This window comes from Murinocardiopsis flavida (genome assembly GCF_003014485.1).
Taxonomy (GTDB): Bacteria; Actinomycetota; Actinomycetes; order Streptosporangiales; family Streptosporangiaceae; genus Murinocardiopsis; species Murinocardiopsis flavida.
The window spans coordinates 153,813-172,802 of the sequence record NZ_PYGA01000003.1 but is presented as its reverse complement, the minus strand read 5'-3'; the positions used below and the strand labels follow the sequence as shown (position 1 = coordinate 172,802).

16 protein-coding genes are annotated in these 18,990 nt (G+C 70.3%); 6 read left to right on the top strand and 10 right to left on the bottom strand.

The features are described from left to right. Positions 1–109: 109 nt before the first annotated feature. Together CLV63_RS05890 and CLV63_RS05885 are read left to right on the top strand one after the other, a co-directional pair. On the top strand, positions 110–493 hold the full coding sequence (locus tag CLV63_RS05890) for a hypothetical protein (RefSeq protein WP_106581862.1): 384 nt from the start codon (positions 110–112) through the stop codon (positions 491–493). 113 nt (positions 494–606) lie between these two features. After that, on the top strand, positions 607–2,340 hold the full coding sequence (locus CLV63_RS05885; protein WP_106581861.1) for an ADP-ribosyltransferase: 1,734 nt from the start codon (positions 607–609) through the stop codon (positions 2,338–2,340). Positions 2,341–2,911: 571 nt separating this feature from the next. On the opposite strand, the gene CLV63_RS05880 is transcribed toward CLV63_RS05885, so the two are convergent. The 6 genes from CLV63_RS05880 to CLV63_RS05855 form a co-directional block, all read right to left on the bottom strand. Further along, positions 2,912–4,015: a chaplin gene (locus CLV63_RS05880; RefSeq protein WP_106581860.1), complete on the bottom strand. Its 1,104-nt coding sequence runs from the start codon at positions 4,013–4,015 to the stop codon at positions 2,912–2,914. Between the two features lie 610 nt (positions 4,016–4,625). Next, positions 4,626–6,080 (bottom strand): catalase, encoded by a 1,455-nt coding sequence (locus CLV63_RS05875; RefSeq protein WP_245928597.1) that lies wholly within the window; start codon positions 6,078–6,080, stop codon positions 4,626–4,628. Between the two features lie 95 nt (positions 6,081–6,175). Further along, positions 6,176–6,628: a Fur family transcriptional regulator gene (locus CLV63_RS05870; protein WP_106581858.1), complete on the bottom strand. Its 453-nt coding sequence runs from the start codon at positions 6,626–6,628 to the stop codon at positions 6,176–6,178. Positions 6,629–6,766: 138 nt separating this feature from the next. Further along, positions 6,767–7,828: an adenosine deaminase gene (gene add, locus CLV63_RS05865; protein WP_106581857.1), complete on the bottom strand. Its 1,062-nt coding sequence runs from the start codon at positions 7,826–7,828 to the stop codon at positions 6,767–6,769. A gap of 96 nt (positions 7,829–7,924) precedes the next feature. Next, entirely contained in the window at positions 7,925–9,382 is a 1,458-nt protein-coding gene (locus CLV63_RS05860) for an aldehyde dehydrogenase (NADP(+)) (protein WP_106581856.1), read from the bottom strand. A gap of 96 nt (positions 9,383–9,478) precedes the next feature. After that, positions 9,479–10,840 carry a GH1 family beta-glucosidase gene (locus CLV63_RS05855; protein ID WP_245928596.1) on the bottom strand — a complete coding sequence of 454 codons (1,362 nt, stop codon included), beginning with the start codon at positions 10,838–10,840 and terminating at the stop codon, positions 9,479–9,481. 152 nt (positions 10,841–10,992) lie between these two features. Between CLV63_RS05855 and CLV63_RS05850 the strand changes: the two genes are divergently transcribed. Both CLV63_RS05850 and CLV63_RS05845 read left to right on the top strand, forming a co-directional pair. Continuing rightward, positions 10,993–11,739 carry a TetR family transcriptional regulator gene (locus CLV63_RS05850; RefSeq protein ID WP_394339744.1) on the top strand — a complete coding sequence of 249 codons (747 nt, stop codon included), beginning with the start codon at positions 10,993–10,995 and terminating at the stop codon, positions 11,737–11,739. Between the two features lie 315 nt (positions 11,740–12,054). Beyond that, positions 12,055–12,933: a prolyl oligopeptidase family serine peptidase gene (locus CLV63_RS05845; protein WP_394339749.1), complete on the top strand. Its 879-nt coding sequence runs from the start codon at positions 12,055–12,057 to the stop codon at positions 12,931–12,933. Between the two features lie 9 nt (positions 12,934–12,942). Here CLV63_RS05845 and CLV63_RS05840 read toward each other — a convergent pair whose 3' ends face one another. Beyond that, on the bottom strand, positions 12,943–14,307 hold the full coding sequence (locus CLV63_RS05840; protein WP_106581854.1) for an FAD-dependent oxidoreductase: 1,365 nt from the start codon (positions 14,305–14,307) through the stop codon (positions 12,943–12,945). Between the two features lie 223 nt (positions 14,308–14,530). Here CLV63_RS05840 and CLV63_RS05835 point away from each other — a divergent pair, with 223 nt between their 5' ends. Then, the gene (locus tag CLV63_RS05835) at positions 14,531–15,154 is read left to right on the top strand and encodes an HD domain-containing protein (RefSeq protein ID WP_106581853.1); all 624 of its coding nucleotides are present in this window, start codon (positions 14,531–14,533) and stop codon (positions 15,152–15,154) included. A gap of 20 nt (positions 15,155–15,174) precedes the next feature. On the opposite strand, the gene CLV63_RS05830 is transcribed toward CLV63_RS05835, so the two are convergent. The 3 genes from CLV63_RS05830 to CLV63_RS05820 form a co-directional block, all read right to left on the bottom strand. Beyond that, positions 15,175–15,939 carry a sulfite exporter TauE/SafE family protein gene (locus CLV63_RS05830; protein WP_106581852.1) on the bottom strand — a complete coding sequence of 255 codons (765 nt, stop codon included), beginning with the start codon at positions 15,937–15,939 and terminating at the stop codon, positions 15,175–15,177. Between the two features lie 156 nt (positions 15,940–16,095). Next, on the bottom strand, positions 16,096–17,118 hold the full coding sequence (locus tag CLV63_RS05825) for an SPFH domain-containing protein (RefSeq protein WP_106581851.1): 1,023 nt from the start codon (positions 17,116–17,118) through the stop codon (positions 16,096–16,098). Between the two features lie 333 nt (positions 17,119–17,451). Then, entirely contained in the window at positions 17,452–18,237 is a 786-nt protein-coding gene (locus CLV63_RS05820; RefSeq protein ID WP_106581850.1) for an ABC transporter ATP-binding protein, read from the bottom strand. A 328-nt stretch (positions 18,238–18,565) separates the two neighbouring features. Here CLV63_RS05820 and CLV63_RS33455 point away from each other — a divergent pair, with 328 nt between their 5' ends. Next, positions 18,566–18,736 (top strand): hypothetical protein, encoded by a 171-nt coding sequence (locus CLV63_RS33455; protein WP_170134158.1) that lies wholly within the window; start codon positions 18,566–18,568, stop codon positions 18,734–18,736. The last annotated feature ends 254 nt before the right edge of the window (positions 18,737–18,990 follow it).

Below are 18,990 nucleotides of genomic sequence, written 5' to 3'. Positions count from 1 at the left end.
CGCGGAGGCACCCCCATGCCACGCAACAACACCGGGATCGCGCAGGTCCCGCCCCGCCTTGAGCAGACCACATGTGCCGGCGACACATTCAGCTCGGCGGGTGAATGACATGACCGCGACCCGCGTTCCATTCCGCCACCTGCACCGCGACGTCCGGGTGCTGAGCATCGTCCTGTACGTCTTCGCGGCGATGTCCCTCCTCGGGACCGCCGGGACGCTGGTGCTGTACGCCACCAACGTGCTGGCGTTCCTCTTCATCATCGGATTCGTGTTCGTACCGGGCGCGGTGGCGTTCCTGCTCGCGATGCTGCTGCCACAAGGCGGGGTCGCCCTGTTCAGCATCATCGTCCTCTACGGCATCGGCGGCGCGCTCACAGCGCTGGTCTCCATCGCCGCCGGGGTCGACTCCGGGATCCTGCCGATGACCTTCCCCGTACTGATCCTGATCTTCGCCCTCAAGAAGGGGACCCGCGCACACCTCCTCGGCGCGTAGCACCGCCCCTTTTCCTCCCGCGACCGAGCGGAACCCAGGAGAGCGCGCGCCCTGCCCCCGCCTGACCTTTCCTCATCGCTTGTAGCTACCCCCGACTACGAAGCGGTTCATTCATGCTGCGCAGAATCCACGACCCCGAACGCGGCGCGAGCCTGATCGAATACGCGGCCACCATCGTCCTGGCCGCCGCGATCCTGGCCGGCCTCATCAACTCCGGCATCACCACGTCCATTACCGGCGGCGTCACCGGCGCCCTGGAGAAACTGACCGTGCCGGACGAAGGCGACCCGGTCGGCCAGCAGCCCGGCGCGACCCGCGACGATCCGGGACTCGGCCCACAGCCTCCCGGCACGGGAGCCGACCCGCAGCCCCAAGGCGGAAAACCATCCAAGGGCGATCCGCAGCCCGGCGGCGCAGCCGCGTCCAAAGACGCGGGGAAGGGCGGCGGCGGAAGCGGCGGCGCCCTCCGCGGTCTCAACATGACCTCCATAGGCGTCGGAGGCCCTTTCAACCCGGGCGTCAACATCTTGGAGGGACTCGGCGGCAAGAACTGGTTCGACGACCTGTCGAACCACGACGTCTGGCTCGACCCGGACAAGCACCTTCCCGAGGTCTACGGCACCGATATGTTTCCGGGCAACCTCGCGCTCCGGCTGGGATTGCAGCAGGCCGGGCTGAGTGGTGACGACTTCGGCTGGTTCGGAGAGCAGTATACGCAGAGCAACAAAATGCTCGGCGATCTGTGGAAGGACATGCTCGCCGGCAGCGTGAACACGGCGCTGCACCCACAGCAGATGGCCCAGGCGGCGTGGGACTCGTCAAAGAAGGCCGTTCGCGCACACGCCGACGGACTGACAGAGATCGTTGCCAAGAACCTCAAGGAAAGCAACGGAAGCCTCTTCAAGGCGGGCCTGGGAACGATAAACGACTCCATATCCTACAGCGTGTGGGATGGGCCACTGAGCCCCAGCCGATTACTCGTCAACCAGGCCGCACGCAACGATTGCGCCAAGGGCGATTACGGAAAGTGCATATCCAGAGTCGGAATGTCGGTCCTGGAAATGATGCCGATCGCCAAGGGCCCAAGCATCGCAGGAAAACTCAGCAAGGGACTGTCGAAGCCAGAACCCCCCAAACCCAGCACCCTTGCTTCAAAGAATATTCCGGGTCGTGTAGATTCCAATGGAACTCGTAGATTCACTTCGAATCCTGATGGGGAGGAATACGGTGAAAATGTACTAGGCCATCAGTACAAAGACCTTGATCCAGATCTCAAAAATGCCGTAAAGAGCTACACTCATAGGTCATGGCCTTATCAGCGAATTCTCCGATCCCCAAACAGAAAGGAACGAATTGAAGAAATAAAAAGATTGATAAATACGAGCGGGGGTGAATTTGAAGCTTGGCACCAACGATGGATAAAGGGCCCGAAACCGACGGCCAGCAATGCACCCGAAACCCTCGATAGTATCGAGGACCAGATTTCGAAGATCGATAACGGACTGAAGAACCCCCTTCCGGAGGGCGTTGATTTAAAGCGAGGGGTATCCGAGCTGGATTTCTTCTCCGGATACAATGGGGATCCCACAAGCCTCAAGGGAAAAACCCATCAGGAAGCAGGGTACACATCTGGATCACTAGGATCCGAGCCAGCCTTCAAACATCACCCATACCATATCGAAATAAACGTCCCCAAGGGAAGTCATGGGACATGGATTGGAAAAAATAGCGAATACGATGACCAGCGAGAAATGATTCTTCCGAGAAACACAAAATACAGGTTCACTGACGTATACCAGGATCCCAGTACAGGAATATGGATCCTCAAAGCGGAGGTAATTCCATAGCAATAAATTAATTCATGGATTCCAAAAGAACAAGTCCTAATCATGAACACGAACAGAGGTCAATTCGTTGAATCGAGAATCCGAATTTCCGTGGGATCGCGCAATAGAATGGGATCCCCCCAAATGGGATCTAGTCCAATCGGATCCCAGATACGCTTACACCACCACAACCGCCGTGCGATACCTTCCCGTTCTCTTGCGCGGCGTCCTAATCGGCTATCTCTGGGCATCGACGAGCGAGGATGCCGCGAGATTCCTACACCGTGCCGATTCCGGATTCGACGGAGTCAATGCCAGGTCTCCGTGGGTCGACCGCGAGCTTGAGGCGAAGGCGGATGGGCTGCCTCCAGTTGAGTTTCTCCGGCGGTGGATCGGTCAGGCCGAGCACCCGCGTGCCGGTGCGATCCCTGCTGGTTCCGCAGAGAAGGAGGCAGCCTCACTTCACGATCTCAAAGTGGTCGCTGGCTGGCCCGATGGACAGGTCATCCTCCAAGGAATCGGTCCGATCGACTGAACAGCGCGGCCCCGGTCCCATGGGACCGGGGCCGCGCTGTTTCGTGGGGACCGCCTATTACTCCTCGGTGGCGCGCGACTTGCGCTTGCGGGCGAAGTACATCGCTGCTGCGCCGCCGCCGACCGCTGCGATGGCGGCGGTCACGAGGCCGCCGAGGGCCGCGCCGGTGACGGGGAGGCCGCCCGCGGGCTTCTTGGCGTCGGCTTCGGGGGCCGCGCTCGGGTCGGGGCTCGCGGTGCGCTCATCCTGCGACGGGCTCGCGCTGGGCTTGGCGGTGGCGTCCGGCTTCCGCTCGTCCTGCGGCCCCTTGCCGCCGGGGTCGGTGGTGGGCTTCGGGTGGGGCTTCTCGCCGGAGCTGATCTTCTTCATGCACTGGGCGTTGGAGAGGCCGAGGACCGCGACGGAGTTGCCGCAGATGTCGGCCGCGGCGTCGGCCGGGACGTTCACCTGGTTGCCGCCCCCGACGCTGCCGGACCCGCTGGTGTCCTGCCCGCCGCCCTTGTTCCCGGCGTCGGACTCGTTGGACTCCCTGCCGCGCTCGGACTGCTTGTTCTCCGGCGCCTTCTCGATGACCTTGATCACCTTCGTGCACTGGGCGTTGGAGACGCCGAGCACCGCGATGGAGTTGCCGCAGGCGTCGACGGCAGCGTCGATGGGGACGTTGATCTGGTTGCCGCCCGCGACGCTGCCCGAGCCGTCGGTCTCCTGCCCGCCGCCCTTGTTCTTCTCGGACCGCGCGATCTTCTTGACGATCTTGGTGCACTGGGCGTTGGAGACCCCGGCGACCGCGACGGAGTTGCCGCAGAGGTCGACGGCGGCGTCCACCGGAATGTTGATCTGGTTGCCGCCCGCGACGCTGCCCGAGCCGTCGGTCTCCTGCCCGCCGTCCTCCTTCTCGGCGTCCTGCTGTGCCTGCTTGCCCTTGTCGCTGGACGCCCACAGCACCTCGGCGACCTTCGTGCACTGGGCGTTGGAGATGCCGAGCACGGCGATGGAGTTGCCGCACAGGTCGGCCTTGACATCGACGGGGACGTTGACCTGGTTCCCGCTCGCCACGCCGCCGGAGCCGTCGGTCGTCTGGTCTGCGTGGGCCGCCGGCCCGCCGAGCAGCCCTGCCGCGAGCAGGATGGCGGATGCGGACGTATATAGCGTCTTGCGCATGATTAGGGGAGGACCTTTCGCTGACTGCGTTACCAGATGTGGCCACGTGCGGGCGCAGTGTCACGTTCGGTGGGATCAGTGACGCTCCGGTCCCATCGGGATCGCGGGAATTGGAGTACTGAGCGCGTGACGATCGCGGCCGGGGCCTGGGTCGTTTTGTGCGGTTCATTCCGGCTCGCGGCCCAGCCGATAAGGCAGTGAGCGCCCGCGAGTTCAACGGTCGGACACGCATCGCCGTGCCGACGGATCGACACGCTACCAGCAAGCCGCAGACACGGGGGGCGCTTTGCAGCGAATTACCGAATTCGATCGAATACCAGTCGTGAAATGCCCGACTTTGCGTCGTATGGCCAGCTCAGGGCGGCACCAAAGCGACACGCGGAACACCGATCCCGCTCACTCCCCTGCGCGCGCACGTGCCGGGAGTACCGCGAAAACGGGCCCGCGGCAACCGAATGTCAATTACTACTAATTTACTAAGTTGTTCCGTTACGACGCCGATATCCGGGGCGCGGCCGGACAAAAAGCGATGGCCCCGGCGGGGAGCATTGCTCCCCGCCGGGGCCATCGGCGAACGGGTCCTACGGGGTCCGCCCCGGGCGGGTCGTCGTCAGCCCTGGACGCCCAGGCCCTTGGCGACACCGGCGCCGAGGTCGGGGTGGATGTTGGTCCAGTACTCGACGACGCGCTTCTTCATGTCGCCGGTGACCTCGGGGGCCGAGGCGTGGCCGACGATGTTGCCGACCATGGCGGTGCGCTCGTCCTCGGTCAGGACCTTCTCCCAGAGGGCGCGCGGCTGGCTGAAGTCGTCGTCCTCCTTGTGCAGCGCGTAGTCGGAGCGCACGATGTCGCCCGAGACGTGGTAGCCGGCACCGTCGTAGCGCTCCGGCTGGGCCACCGGCCCGCCGGCGGTGTTGGGCGCGTACACCGGGTCGGACTTCGCCTCGAAGTTCATCGGGCCGTCGAAGTTGTAGCTGTTGACCGGCGCCTTCGGCTGGTTCACCGGGAGCTGGAGGTAGTTCGGCCCGATGCGGTAGCGGTGGGCGTCGGGGTAGGAGAACAGCCGCCCCTGGAGCATCTTGTCCGGGCTCATGGCGATGCCGGGCACCAGGTTCGAGGGCTCGAACCCGGCCTGCTCGATCTCGGAGAAGTAGTTGCGGGGGTTCCGGTTCAGGGTGAACTTCCCGATGGTGATCTCGGGGTAGTCCTCGTGCGGCCACACCTTGGTGAGGTCGAACGGGTTGACCCGGTACTCCGCGGCGTCCTCGAACGGCATGATCTGCACGTTGACGGTCCAGGACGGGAAGTCGCCGTTCTCGATGGCGGTCCACAGGTCGCGGCGGTGGGCGTCGGGGTCGGCGGCCTCGATGCCCTTGGCCTCGTCGGCGGAGAGGTTCTGCACGCCCTGGTCGGTCTTGAAGTGGTACTTCACCCAGAACTTGGCGCCGTCGGCGTTGTACCACATGAAGGTGTGGCTGCCGAAGCCGTGCATGTGCCGCCACGACTTGGGGGTGCCGCGGTCGGTCATCAGGAACGAGACCTGGTGCGACGAGGCGGGGGTCTGGGTCCAGAAGTCCCACTGCATGTTGTGGTCGCGCAGCTGGTTGTCGGCGCGGCGCTTCTGCGAGTGGATGAAGTCGGAGAACTGGGAGGGGTCGCGGATGAAGAAGATCGGCGTGTTGTTGCCGACGATGTCGTAGTTGCCCTCGTCGGTGTAGAACTTCAGCGCGAAGCCGCGCGGGTCGCGCGCGGTGTCGGCGCTGCCCAGCTCGCCCGCGACCGTGGAGAAGCGGATCAGCAGCGGGGTCTTCGCGCCCTTCTGGAACAGCGACGCCTTGGTGTAGGCGCTGACGTCCTCGGTGATCTCCAGTTCGCCGAAGGCGCCGCCGCCCTTGGCGTGCACCACGCGCTCGGGCACCCGTTCGCGGTTGAAGTGCGCCATCTTCTGGATCACGTAGTGGTCCTGCATCAGCAGGGGGCCGTTGGCGCCGACCGACTCGGAGAACCGGTCACTCGGCGCAGGGAGGCCGGCATCGTCCGTGGTGTAGGGAACCCGTTCGCTCAACTGCTCGCACCTTTCGAATTTCGGGATGGGGCGCACCCGGACACTCGTGCGGAATCCGGGCCGATGGCCGTCGCGCACAGCGGAGACTGTCTGGATCACGGCGCGCGCTTGGCGGCGCCGTCCCCCCGCGGATCTCCGCTCCCCACCTGGCATTGCGGACAGACGCCCCAGAAGACCACTTCCGCCTCGTCGACGGTGAAGCCGTGCGTATCGGACGGGACCAGGCACGGGGCCAGGCCCACAACGCAGTCGGTGTCGGCGACCGCGCCGCATCGGCGGCAGACGAGGTGGTGGTGGTTGTCGCCGACCCGGGCCTCGTAGCGCGCCGCCGAACCGGCCGGCTCGATACGCCGCAGCAGGCGGGCTCCCGTCAGCGCGTGCAGCGCGTCGTAGACCGCCTGGGTCGACACGTGCCCGACCTTGGCCCGCACATCGCGCGCGATGTGCTCGGCGTCGGAGTGGTCGCCGGCGCGCACGGCTTCGAGGATCGCGAGCCGCGCCGCGGTGACCCGCAGCCCGGCTTCGCGAAGGTCAGTGGCGTCGTCCATGTGATCGCAGTTTAGTACACAAACTGGAGTGACTCAAGAAAAGGAGTCATTCCAGTCTTGCCGGGGGGCGGCGGAGGCCGCGGCTCCCGGACCGGAGTCCGCGCCTCCCGCAGGGGAGCGGCGCACACCGCCGCCTCCTCAGGTGGTGTGCGCGGCGAGCACGGCGTCGATCTCGGCGGTGATCTCCCGCTTGCCCCGCGCGTCCAGGAACGACGCCGCGACCCCGTTGCGCGCCAGCTGCGCCAGCGCGCCGAGGTCCAGTCCCAGCCGGTGCGCCGTGCGGTACTCGTTCGTCAGGTCGGTGCCGAACATGGGCGGGTCGTCGGTGTTGAGGGTCACCAGCAGCCCGGCGGCCAGCATGTGCGGCAGCGGGTGCTCGGCCGCCCGCGCCACCGAGCGTGTGCGCAGGTTGGACGTGATGGAGACGTCCACCGGCAGCTGCGTCTCGCGCAGATGCGCCATGAGCCGCGGGTCGGCGACGCTCCTGATGCCGTGCCCGATGCGCTCGGCGCGCAGCGCCCGGACCGCCGACCAGACCTGGTCGGCGGTCGTGCTCTCGCCCGCGTGGGGCAGGCTGTGCAGGCCGTCGGCGACCGCCCGGCCGAACACCCCGGCGAACGGGGTGAGGTCGACCTCCATCCCGCCCACGCCGAAGCCCAGCACGCTGTCCGGCCGCGCCGCCAGCACGGAGTCGAGGGTGCTCTCGGCGGCGTCGAGCCCGTAGTCGCCGGGGAAGTCGGGGATCCAGCGCAGCCGGATCCCGTGGTCGCGCTCCGCCGCGCGGCGGCCGTGTTCGAGCCCGGCCCACACCACGTGCGCGGGGATGCCGCGCATCAGGTGGCCGTACAGGCTGACGTGCACCTCGGCGTAGCGGACGCGCTGCGCCGCGAGGCGCTCGGCGACGTCGGCGGTCAGCAGGGCGAAGTCGGACTCCTCCCGCAGCACCTGGACCGAGGCGAGGTACACCTCGACGAAGTGCGGGAAGTCGCGGAACGTGTACCACGACCGGAGGTCGGCGAGCGTCGCGGGGATCCCGTCGACCCGGTGCTTGCGGGCCAGCGCGAACAGTGTCTCGGGCTGCATCGACCCTTCCAGGTGGACGTGCAGCTCGACCTTTGGGAGGGCGCGGATGAAGGCGTCGGCCCCGGGGGCCGCGCCGGGATCGGGGGCTGGATCGGGGGCGGGTGTGTCGCTGTCCATACACCGAACGCTATGGGTGGCGCCCGCCCCGCGGAAGGCGCGCACCGCGAACCTGACGGCCGATTGTCCGATCGGCCGCCAGGCCCGCTGCGGCCGCTACTCCGGCCGGCCGTTCCTGCGCCGCGGCAGGTCCAGCGGGTTGGCGTCGCGCAGCGCCTCGGGCAGCAGCGCCTGCGGCACCGACTGGTAGGACACCGGGCGCAGGAAGCGCCCGATCGCCGTGCTGCCCACCGAGGTGGACGCCGACGTGCTCGCCGGGTACGGCCCGCCGTGCGTCATGGCGTGCGTGACGGACACCCCGGTGGGCCAGCCGTTCCACAGCAGGCGCCCCGCCTTCTGGGCGAGGATCGCCAGCAGCGCCGGCACCACGGTGTCGTCCTCCCGCCCGTGGACGGTCGCGGTGAGCTGGCCGTGCAGCGACGCGGCGATGTCGAGGAGCTGCTGCTCGTCGGTGTAGTCCACGACGATCGAGGTCGGGCCGAAGCACTCGGCGAGCAGCGTGTCGCCGTGGTCGAGCAGCGCGGCGGCGTCGGTGCGGAGCAGGGTGGGGGTCCACTCGCCGGCCGTGGCCCGGCCGTGCACGAGCACCTCGACGGAGGGGTGCTCGACCAGCGACGCCAGCCCCGACTCGAAGCCGCTCTGCACGCGCTCGTTCAGCAGCGCCGCGGGGCCCCGCCCGGCGATGGTGTCGACCAGCGCGTCGAGCTTGGTCCCCTCAGGGACGAGCAGTACGCCGGGCTTGGTGCAGAACTGCCCCGAACCCAGCGTGAAGGAGTCGGCGTAGCCGGCCAGGATCTCGTCGCCGCGCTCGGCGACGGCGGCGCTGGTGGCGAACACCGGGTTCAGGCTGCCGAGCTCGCCGAAGAACGGGATCGGGTCGGGCCGCGACGCGGCGAGGTCGAACAGGGCGCGGCCGCCGGGGATGGAGCCGGTGAACCCCACCGCCTTGGTGTGCGGGTGGCGCACGGCCCGCGCACCGGTCTCGACGCCGTACACGACGGCGAAGGTCCCCGCCGGCGCGCCGGCCTCCGCGAGCGCCGCGGTCAGGACCTCGGCGGTGCGCCGGGTGAGCCGGGGGTGGCCGGGGTGGCCCTTGACGACCACGGGGCACCCCGCCGCGAGCGCCGACGCGGTGTCGCCGCCCGCGGTGCTGAACGCGAACGGGAAGTTGCTCGCCCCGAACACCACAACGGGCCCGAGCGGGACGAGGACGCGGCGCAGGTCGGGGCGCGGGCCCATGCCCCAATCGGGGTCGGCGGTGTCGATGGCGGCTTCGAGGTAGGCGCCCTCGTCGAGGACGTCGGCGAACAGCCGGAGCTGGAACGTCGTCCGGGCGAGTTCGCCGCGGCACCGCGCCTCGGGCAGGTGGCTCTCGGCCTGCGCCAGCGGCACCAGGTCCTCGGCGGCGGCGTCGAGCGCGCCGGCCGCCCGGCGCAGCAGCACCGCCCGCTCGCCGGGGCGCATCGCGGCCAGGTGGGGGGCCGCGAGGGCGGCCCGCTGCATCACCTCGTCGAGCTCCGCCTCGGTGGTATCGGTGATCGGACTCTCGGCCATGCCGTCTTCCTCCCGGGTCGCGTCGGTACGGTCCCAGCCAACCGGACGGGCATCGCGGACGCCACCCCGGCCCCCTTGAACTGCGCGGGCCGGTGCTCAGCGTGCGGCGGCCCGGATCCAGTCGCGGTACCAGTGGAAGGACGCGCGGGGTGTGCGCCGCTGGGTGGCGAAGTCGACGTGGACCAGGCCGAAGCGCTGGGTGTAGCCCTCGGCCCACTCGAAGTTGTCGATGAGCGACCACGTGTAGTAGCCGCGCACGTCGGCGCCGTCGGCGATGGCCGCGGCGAGGGCGCGGAGGTGGCCGTCGAGGTAGGCGATGCGCTCCCGGTCGGTGAACGCGCCGCCCGCATCAGGGCGGTCGGGGTAGGAGCAGCCGTTCTCGGTGATGCGGAGTGGCGGCAGCGCGGCGCCGTACCGGTCGCGCAGCCGCGCCAGCAGGTCGGGCAGGCCGTCGGGGACCACCGGCCAGCCGAACCCGGTGACCGGGGTGCCCTCGACGTGCGCGGCGTAGTCGGGCAGCGCGAAGGGCAGGCCGTCGCCGGGGCCGGGCGCAGCGACGAGGGTGGGGTTGTAGTAGTTGACGCCGAGCCCGTCGGCCGACCCCTCGATGGCGGCGAGGTCCTCGCCCGGGAACTCCGGGACGGACGCCCCGTAGGCGCTCAGGTCGGGCGGCCGCCCCAGCAGGACGGGGTCGAGGAACAGCCGGTTGTGCAGGTTGTCGTATGCCGCGGCGGCGGCGACGTCGTCGGGGGAGTCGCTCGCCGGGACGACGGGCGTGCAGTTGTTGGCGAGCAGCGCCTCGGCGCCGCCGGCGCGCAGCACCGCCGCTGCGCGCGCGTGGGCGAGGAGCTGGTGGTGCGCCGCCGGCAGCGCGTCCAGGAGCAGGGCCCGGCCCGGGGCGTGCACCCCGAACGCGTACCCGTACGCCATGTGCACGAACGGCTCGTTGAGGGTGATCCAGCGCGGTACCCGGTCGCCCAGCCGGTCCAGGGCGATGCGGGTGTAGTCGGCGAACCGCTCGGCGGTGTCGCGCTCCAGCCAGCCCCCGGCGTCCTCCAACTCCTGCGGGAGGTCGAAGTGGTAGAGGGTCGGCAGCGGCGCGATTCCGGCGCCCAGCAGCGAATCGACCAGCCGGTCGTAGAAATCGAGTCCGGCGGGGTCGGGCGCGCCGGTGCCGCCCGGTTGAATTCGCGGCCAGGACAGGGAGAACCGGAACCCGGAAAGCCCGAGGCGCGCCATGAGCCCGACGTCCTCGGGGTAGCGGTGGTAGAAGTCGCACGCGACCTCTCCGGAACCGCCGTCCTTTACCCGCCCGGGCTGCGCGCAGAAACCATCCCATATCGACCGCCCCCGCGCCGCGGAGGCGCCCTCGACCTGGTACGCGGCGGTCGCCGCGCCCCATTCGAAACCGTGCGGGAATTCCGGGACATCGCGGGTCGCCTGCACAGGGGTGGTCACCGGGCATTCTCCTCAGCGGGGCGGCGGGAGTGCGGGGCACGGACGCGGCTCTTCGGGCCGGAAGTGGCCAAAACCGCTGCTTTCGGCCGACCTGGAGCACGAAATCGGAATTTTACGGGAACCCCGCGAATCGGAAAAGGCATCATAGAGGCGTGACCACTACCTCTCGAAACACCGCGTCATCCGCGCCCCCGCAGCGAGCCGGTGGCACCGGCGCGCAGCGGGGTTCCGGTAGCGGCGAGGGCCCTCTCCCCGCTGAGGATCGGTGCGCACAGGCCCCGCCGCCGCACGCACCGCTGCGCCGGCTCCCGGCCCAGCAGCGCTCCATCGCACGGGTCCAGCGGATGCTCGACGCCTGCGCCGAACTGCTCGACGAGAACGGCTACGCCGAGCTCACCACCACCCGCATCGCCGAACGCGCCAGCGTCGCCATCGGGTCGGTCTACCAGTTCTTCCCCGACAAGAGGGCCGTCACCCAGGCGCTCGGGCTCCGCTACCTGGAGATGTTCAGCGCCAGGGTGAGCGCCCGGCTGGCGCAGGAGTCCTTCGGCCACTGGCCCGACGCCGTCGACGCGATCATCGACGAGTACATCGTCATGCACCGCACCGTGCCGGGGTTCCGCAGCCTGCACTTCGGCGACGTCGTCGACGTCAACCTGCTCGACGCCGGTGTCGACAACAACACCGTCATCGCCGACCGGCTGCGCGAACTCGTCGTCAACGGCGCCGGTGCCCGCCGCGGCGAGCGGCTCGACCGCACCGTGACCGTGGCGGTCGAGGCCGCCGACTCCGTGCTCAAACTGGCGTTCCGCGACGACCCCGACGGCGACCGGCTGTTCATCGAAGAGGCCAAGGTCCTGGTGCGCAGCTACCTCAGCCGCCATTTCGGCGCACGCTGAGCCCTGACCGGAACCGGCACGGCCCTCGATCGGCACCCCGCATGGGGGATAGGGTGACTTCCGCCCGGGGGGCCGAACCCGACGCCATCGATGGCAGGATGGCACCCTGGGCGCAGCGCCGGTCCGGTACGCGCCACCGAGACCACCCCGGCACCTGCCCCACCGCCGGGCCGCTGCGGCGGGGACCACAGATGTCAGCTGCCACCTCGACCGTGCACCCCATGGGGAGGCGATGAGATGGGTCCGCTCCAGACTTCGCACAACGCCCCGCCGGACGCCGAGCAGGCGCCACCGGCACAAGAGAGGCAGCGCCCGGTGCCCACCGACGCCGCACCCGCACAACCCCTCACCGGCGTCGCCGCCGATGTGCCGTTCCTCGCGATTCCGCCGGCCATCGGCACCGACACCGCGGCGCCGCTGGTGATCTGCCTGCACGCCTTCGAGCCGCCGCGCAGCGAGGCCGCCCTCGCCGGCACGCTCCCGCTGGCCGCGCTGCCGGCCTGGCGGTGCTACCTCGGCCTGCCCATGTTCGGCGAGCGGCTCCCCGAGGGCGGCGTCGCCGAGATCAACCGGCTCGGCCAGGCCGACTACCTGCTGCGGCTGTTCGGGCCCGTCGTCGACCGCGCGGCGGCCGAGCTGCCGGCCGCGATCGCCGAGCTGCGCCGCCGCCTTCCCGTCGCCGACGGCCCCGTCGGCATCATGGGCGTCGGCGCCGGGGGCGCAGCGGCCCTCCTGGCGCTGCTGGAGACCGACCTCGACATCGGCGCCATGGGCGTCGTCAACGCCATCGTCTCGCCCACCCCGGTCATCGAGGCCCGCGACCGGCGGCTCGGCACCGGCTACGCGTGGACCGACGACGCCCGCAAGGCCGTCGCCTGGCTCGACCTCACCGCCCGGGCCGGCGAGCTCGCCGCGCGCGCCCAGCCGCCGCTGCTGATCGCCACCGGCGAGCACGACGACGTCATCGCCCCCGACCTCGGCGCCGACCTGTACGCGGCGCTCGAACCCCACTACCGGCCCGGCGCCCTGCGGCACCTGGTGGTCCCCGACCTCGGCCACGCCATGGGCCCCGAGCCCGGCCTGGCGCCGGGCCCGCCCGCGCCCGGCAACGTCCTCGCCGACCGCGCGCTGACCGAGTGGTTCCACCTGCACCTGACCTCCGCCACCGAGGACACCATGAAGTTCTCCCGGTAGCCGGTCGCCTCAGCGCACCTTGTCGGCGAGCTTGCGCGCGGTGATCAGCACGGGGTCCCACACCGGCGCGAACGGCGGCGCGTAGCTGAGGTCCATCGAGGCGATCTCCCCCACCGGCATCGCGTTCCACAGCGCCGTCGCGATCACGTCGATCCGCTTGCCTGCGTTCTCCGCGCCGACGATCTGGCCGCCCAGCAGCCGCCCGGTGCCCAGCTCGGCGATCATCTTGGTCGCCATCGTCTTCGCGCCGGGGTAGTACCCGGCCCGGGTGCTCGACTCCACGGTGACCGTCTCGAACGCGAACCCCGCCTGCTCGGCCTCGCGCTCGTTCAGCCCGGTGCGCGCCACCTCCAGGCCGCAGATCTTGGTGATGGCGGTGCCCAGCACCCCGGCGAAGCGCGCGTAGCCGCCGCCGATGTCGGTGCCTGCCACCCTCCCCTGCTTGTTGGCGTGCGTGCCCAGGGCGATCGACACCGGGGCGCGCGAGACCCGGTGGAAGGACTCCACGCAGTCGCCGGCCGCCCAGACCCCCTCGGCGGAGGTGCGCATCCTGGCGTCGGTGGCGATCCCGCCCGACGGCCCGATGTCCAGGCCGGCACCGCGCGCGAGGTCGACATTGGGCCGCACCCCCAGGCCGAGCACGACGACGTCGGCCTCGTGGCGGGCGTTCTCGGTCAGGACCGCGCGCACCCTGCCGTCGTCGCCGGTCTCGAAGCCGGTCACGGGCGCGTTGGGGAAGAACTCCGCGCCCATGCCGCACACCGCCTCGCGGACCCGCCGCCCCATGTCGGGGTCGAGCGTGCCCATGGGTTCGGCCGCCGCCTCGACCAGCGCGACCTCCGCCCCGCGGCGCAGGAGTGCCTCGGCCATCTCCAGGCCGATGTAGCCGCCGCCCACCACGACCGCGCGCCGCGGCGGGTGATCGGCCAGGTAGCGGCGCAGGGCGACTCCGTCGGGCAGGGTCTGGATCCCGAAGACCCCCTCGGCGTCCGAACCGGGCAGGTCGGGCCGGATCGGGACCGCGCCGGTGCCGATCACCAGGCGGTCGAACCGCTCCTCACCCTGGCGCCCGTCGGCGCCGACGGTGGCGACGGCCCCGCGCTTCAGGTCGATCCCGACCGCCTCGGTCCCCATGCGGAGCTCGATGTCCCGCTCCGCGAACTCCTCCGGTGTGCGCGCCACCAGGTCGTCGGCGTGGGCGACCTCGCCACTGACGTAGTACGGCAGCCCGCACGCCGAGTACGACGCGTACTCGCCCCGTTCGAGCGCGACGATCTCCAGGTCGTCGGCGCCGCGGAGGCGCCGCGCCTGCGACGCCGCGGACATGCCCGCGGCGTCACCGCCGATGATCAGCAGGCGTGTCCGGTCGTTCATGCGGTGCTCCTCGTCTACTTCCCCGATGGACCGCCCGGTGTCGGGCCGCCCTGCTTCGATGGGATCATCCCCCGTGCGGGCCGGGCATCCCGCATCGCGGTTCGTTAACGTGGAGACCGATCACGCTTCCGCTGCCGCGCCGCGCACCGCCCGCCCAGAGCGGCGTCCTTACCCGGCGGCCGGCGGACCCGCGTGCGACGAGTATTCCTAGGAGGGCACGTACGTGACGCAGCCGGCACCGGTCCACGCCAGCGGGGTCGACAACGACCGCTTGTCCGCTCAGCTCCGGTTCGTCCTGGAGACCGACAAGCTGAAGCGGATCCTGCGCCGCAATCTGCTGGTCGACGGGTCGCGCCGGGAGAACGACGCCGAGCACTCCTGGCACCTGGCGCTGACGGCGCGGGTCTTCGCCGAGTACGCCCCCGAGGGCACCGACATCGACCGGGTGACGGAGCTGCTGCTGGTCCACGACATCGTGGAGATCGACGCCGGCGACACCTTCATCTACGACAGTGCCGCCGTCCAGGACCAGGTCGAGCGCGAGCGCCTCGCTGCCGACCGCATCTTCGCGCTGCTCCCCGCCGACCAGGCCGAGCGTGTGCGCACCCTGTGGGACGAGTTCGAGGCCAGGGAGACCCCTGAGGCGCGGTTCGCCAAGGCCGTCGACCGCCTCGCCCCGATGCTCGCCAACTGGCACACCGACGGCGGCACCTGGGTGCAGCTCGGGGTGTCGAAGGGTCAGGTGCTGGAGAAGGTGAAGATCATCGCCGAGGGGTCCCAGGCGCTGGGCGCCTACGCGGCATCGCTCATCGAGGACTCCGAGCGCCGCGGCTACTTCGCCGGCTGACGCCCGGGCCCGCGGCGCGGTCAGCCGCCGAACGTCGACCAGAGGATCTGCACGGCCGCGCTCAGGCCGATGAGGACGACCAGCAGGCGCAGTGCCCGCGGGCTTAGCCTGCGGCCGTACAGGGAGCCCAGGTAGCCGCCGACCACCGCGCCCGCTGCGACCAGCGCCACCACCGTCCACTGCGGCGACGCGAAGGCGATGTAGAACACGGCGGCGGTGGAGTTCACGATGAACGTCAGCGCGTTCTTCAGCGCGTTGATCCGCTGCAACTCGTCGTCCAGCGAGCTGCCCATCAGGCCGATGAGGACCACGCCCTGGGCCGCGGCGAAGTACCCGCCGTAGACGCCGGCGCCGTAGATCCCCAGCGGCAGCAGCGGGCCCCCGTCGGGCCGCCCGGCGCGGCGGCGGCGCAGCCGGGCGTTGATCCGGGGTTGCAGCAGCACCAGCACGCACGCGCCCGCGATGAGCACGGGGACGACGAGGGTGAACACGTCCTCGGGCAGCCGCAGCAGCGCCACGGCGCCGGTGAGCGCGCCGAGGAAGGACATCACTCCGAACCGGATCACCCGCCGCCGCTGCCCTCGGAGCTCCCGCCGGTAGCCGATGGCGCTCGTGAGGGAGCCGGGCGCGAGCCCGATGCTGTTGGACACGGTGGCGACGACCGGCGGGTAGCCCAGGGCGATCAGCACCGGGAAGGTGAACAGGGTGCCCGACCCGACGACAGCGTTGATCCCGCCCGCGCCGATACCCGCCACCAGGATGGCGAGCGCCTCCCACAGACCCATCCGCGAAAACCCCGAAACTCACAGCGTGCCCGCCGCCTCCCGCGCCGCGGGCGCTCCACGCCCGCGGCGGCGGCAATGACACTAAGACCCCCGCAAGACTACGGACGAGAGCCAGGTCACAGCCCTACCAGGGGTCCGGTTGCCGGAGCGGCGCCGCTACTCCTCGTCGCGGTACAGGGGGCGCTCGCCCTCTTCGCGCGGCGGGGCGACCGGCGTGCGTCCCTGGGACTGCCCCGCGCCAGAGCCGCGCACGGACTCGGCGATGTCGGCCAGGTTCTCCATGCCCTCTTGCATCGTGGGCCACCACGGGGCATTGCTGCCCATGTCCGAGGGGACGATCCACAGCTTGTTGGCGTCGCCCTGGGCGATCTGCGGCAGCTTCTGCAAGTACTGGTAGGCCAGCAGCTCCTTGCTGAGCTGGCCGGAGTGCAGCGCCTTGAACACCATGGCGATGGCGTCGGCCTCGCCGCGGGCGCGCAGGGTCATGGCCTCGGATTCGGCCTTGGCCTGCACGGTCTCGGCCTCGGCCGCACCCTTGGCGCGCAGCACAGCCGCCGACTGCTCACCTTCGGCGCGCAGAATGGCCGACGCCTTCTCACCCTCGGCCCGCAGGATCTCCGCGCGCTTGTCGCGGTTGGCCCGCATCTGCTTCTCCATGGCCTCCTGGATGGACTCCGAGGGGTCGATGGCCTTCAGCTCGACGCGGCTGACCTTGATTCCCCACTCGGCGGTGGCCTCGTCGAGGACCGACCGCAGCTCGCGGTTGATCTGGTCGCGGGAGGTGAGGGTGTCCTCGAGGTCCATGCCGCCGATGACGTTGCGCAGCGTTGCGGAGGCGAGCTGCTCGACGGCGGTGATGAAGTTGGCGACCTTGTAGGTGGCGTCGTAGACGTTGGTCACCCGGTAGTAGACGACGGTCTCGACGTTGACCGCCAGGTTGTCCTGCGTGATGGCGGACTGCGGCGGGAAGCTGACCACCTGGTCGCGCATGTCGATGCGCTCGCGGATGGCGTCGACGAACGGGACGACGATGTTGAACCCGGACTTCAGGGTGCGGTGGTAGCGCCCGAAGCGCTCCACGACGTCCTGCTCGGCCTGCGGCACGATGCGGATGCTGCGGAACGCTATGGCGAGCAGGATCGCCACGAATACGAGGACTATGACGACGGCGGTGAGCATCGGGGCGGCTCCGGCTCCTACGAATTCGGGGGCGGGAGGTGGGGGTCCGTCCCCACCGGGGCGTCGCGAGAGGCCGTGGGCCGCTGCGCGGCGGGGTACCGCACGGCCCACGCCGCGATCATAGATCCCTTCACACGGTGACGTTCCACTGTTTACCCATGTGCTTGCCGCGGAATCGCATATTTCGCCCGGCCTGCGCCGTGCGCCCCGGTCTCCGATGCGGCGAAGTACACCCGATCGTTGCCCGGACCCGCGCGGCGATTCCGGTTATGGACGACCGAATGGATCGATCAAACCGGTCCGTGACCGGCGGATCGGCGATCCGGCGCGCCCTCACACGGCCCGCGCGCTCCAGCGCTCGCCGTCGTACTCGACCTTCAGGTTCAGCCCGAACGCCGCGCTGAGGTTCGCGGGGGTCATGACGTCCTCCAGCGGCCCGGCGTCGACCACGGCGCCCGCGCGCATCAGCATGGCGTGCGTGAAGCCCGGGGGAATCTCCTCCACGTGGTGGGTGACCACCACCAGTGCGGGGGCGTCGATGTCGTTCGCCAGCCGGCGCAGCCGGTTCAGCAGGTCCTCGCGGCCCGCCAGGTCGAGCCCTGCCGCCGGCTCGTCCAGGAGGAGCAGCTCCGGGTCGGACATGAGCGACCGGGCGATCAGCACCCGCTTGCGCTCCCCCTCCGACAGCGTGCCGAACGCCCGCTCCGCCAGGTGCGCGACCCCCCACCGGCTCAGCAGCGCGCGGGCCCTGCTGTGGTCGGGGACCCCGTACTCCTCGCCCCAGCGCCCCAGCAGCCCGTAGGCCGCGCTGATCACGAGGTCCAGCACGAGCTGCCGGTCGGGGACCTGCGCGGCGACCGACGACCCCGCGAACCCGATCAGCGGGCGCAGCTCGAAGACGTCGCCCTCGCCCTCCGGCTCGCCGAGCAGCTCCACGGTCCCCTCGGACGGGCCGAGCTGGGTCCCCGCGACGCGCAGCAGCGTCGTCTTGCCCGCGCCGTTGGGGCCGATCACCACCCAGCGGTCGTCCTCCTCGACCACCCAGTCGATGCCGTGCAGCAGCCGTGAATCGCCGCGCCGCACACCAACGCCGCTCATGCGCAGCACATGCCCGTTCATCGCTCTCCTCGTCGCCCGACAACGGACCCAGTGGGCCCGTGTCCGTCTCACACGTATCGGCCAATGCTTGCAGAACCGGCTTGGACCCGTCCCCACCCGGCCCGGATCCGGCCCACCGGACGCCCCGCGGACGGCGGGGTGCGCCCGCCCTGCCGCAGCCGCCGCCGGAACCGGCGCCGTGCGCCCCGTGCCATGCCCGGCGACGCGGGATCGGGCTGTGACCGGGGGTTTTCGACCCTGATCGCAAGGCATTGCCGCTGTGGTGGGCCGGTGCGGATACTGCGTGCTTCGGGCACCCAACGGGGGTGCCCGGGACGGGGAGGAACGTATGAGGGCCATCAAGCGGGCCATCGTGGTGGCCGCGATCGCCGCGGCCGGAATCGCCGCCGCGGCGGGGTCGGCGTCGGCGGCTGACTGGGCCGGCGGCGCGGCCGCCGCGGAGTCGGCGGCGGGAACCTCCGGCAACATCGAGGCCACCAGCAACATCGAAGCCACCTAGGTCGCGTTCCGGGCCGACGCCCGGCAACAACGGGTACCGCGCCCCGCCGCCTCTTCCGAAGAGGCGGCGGGGCGCGTCCGTTGTGCGCGGGCGCCGCTGTTCGGGCCGCCTGCTCGTGAGGCCGTGCGGGGGCGGTCGGCATAGGCTCGGAGGGCGGGTCCCGCCCGTCCTCGGGGCGGGGTCACGGCCCCTGCCGGTGGTCGCCCGCCGGCCGGGACCATACGCCGGTCCGCGCCGGGTGCACATCCGGTGCG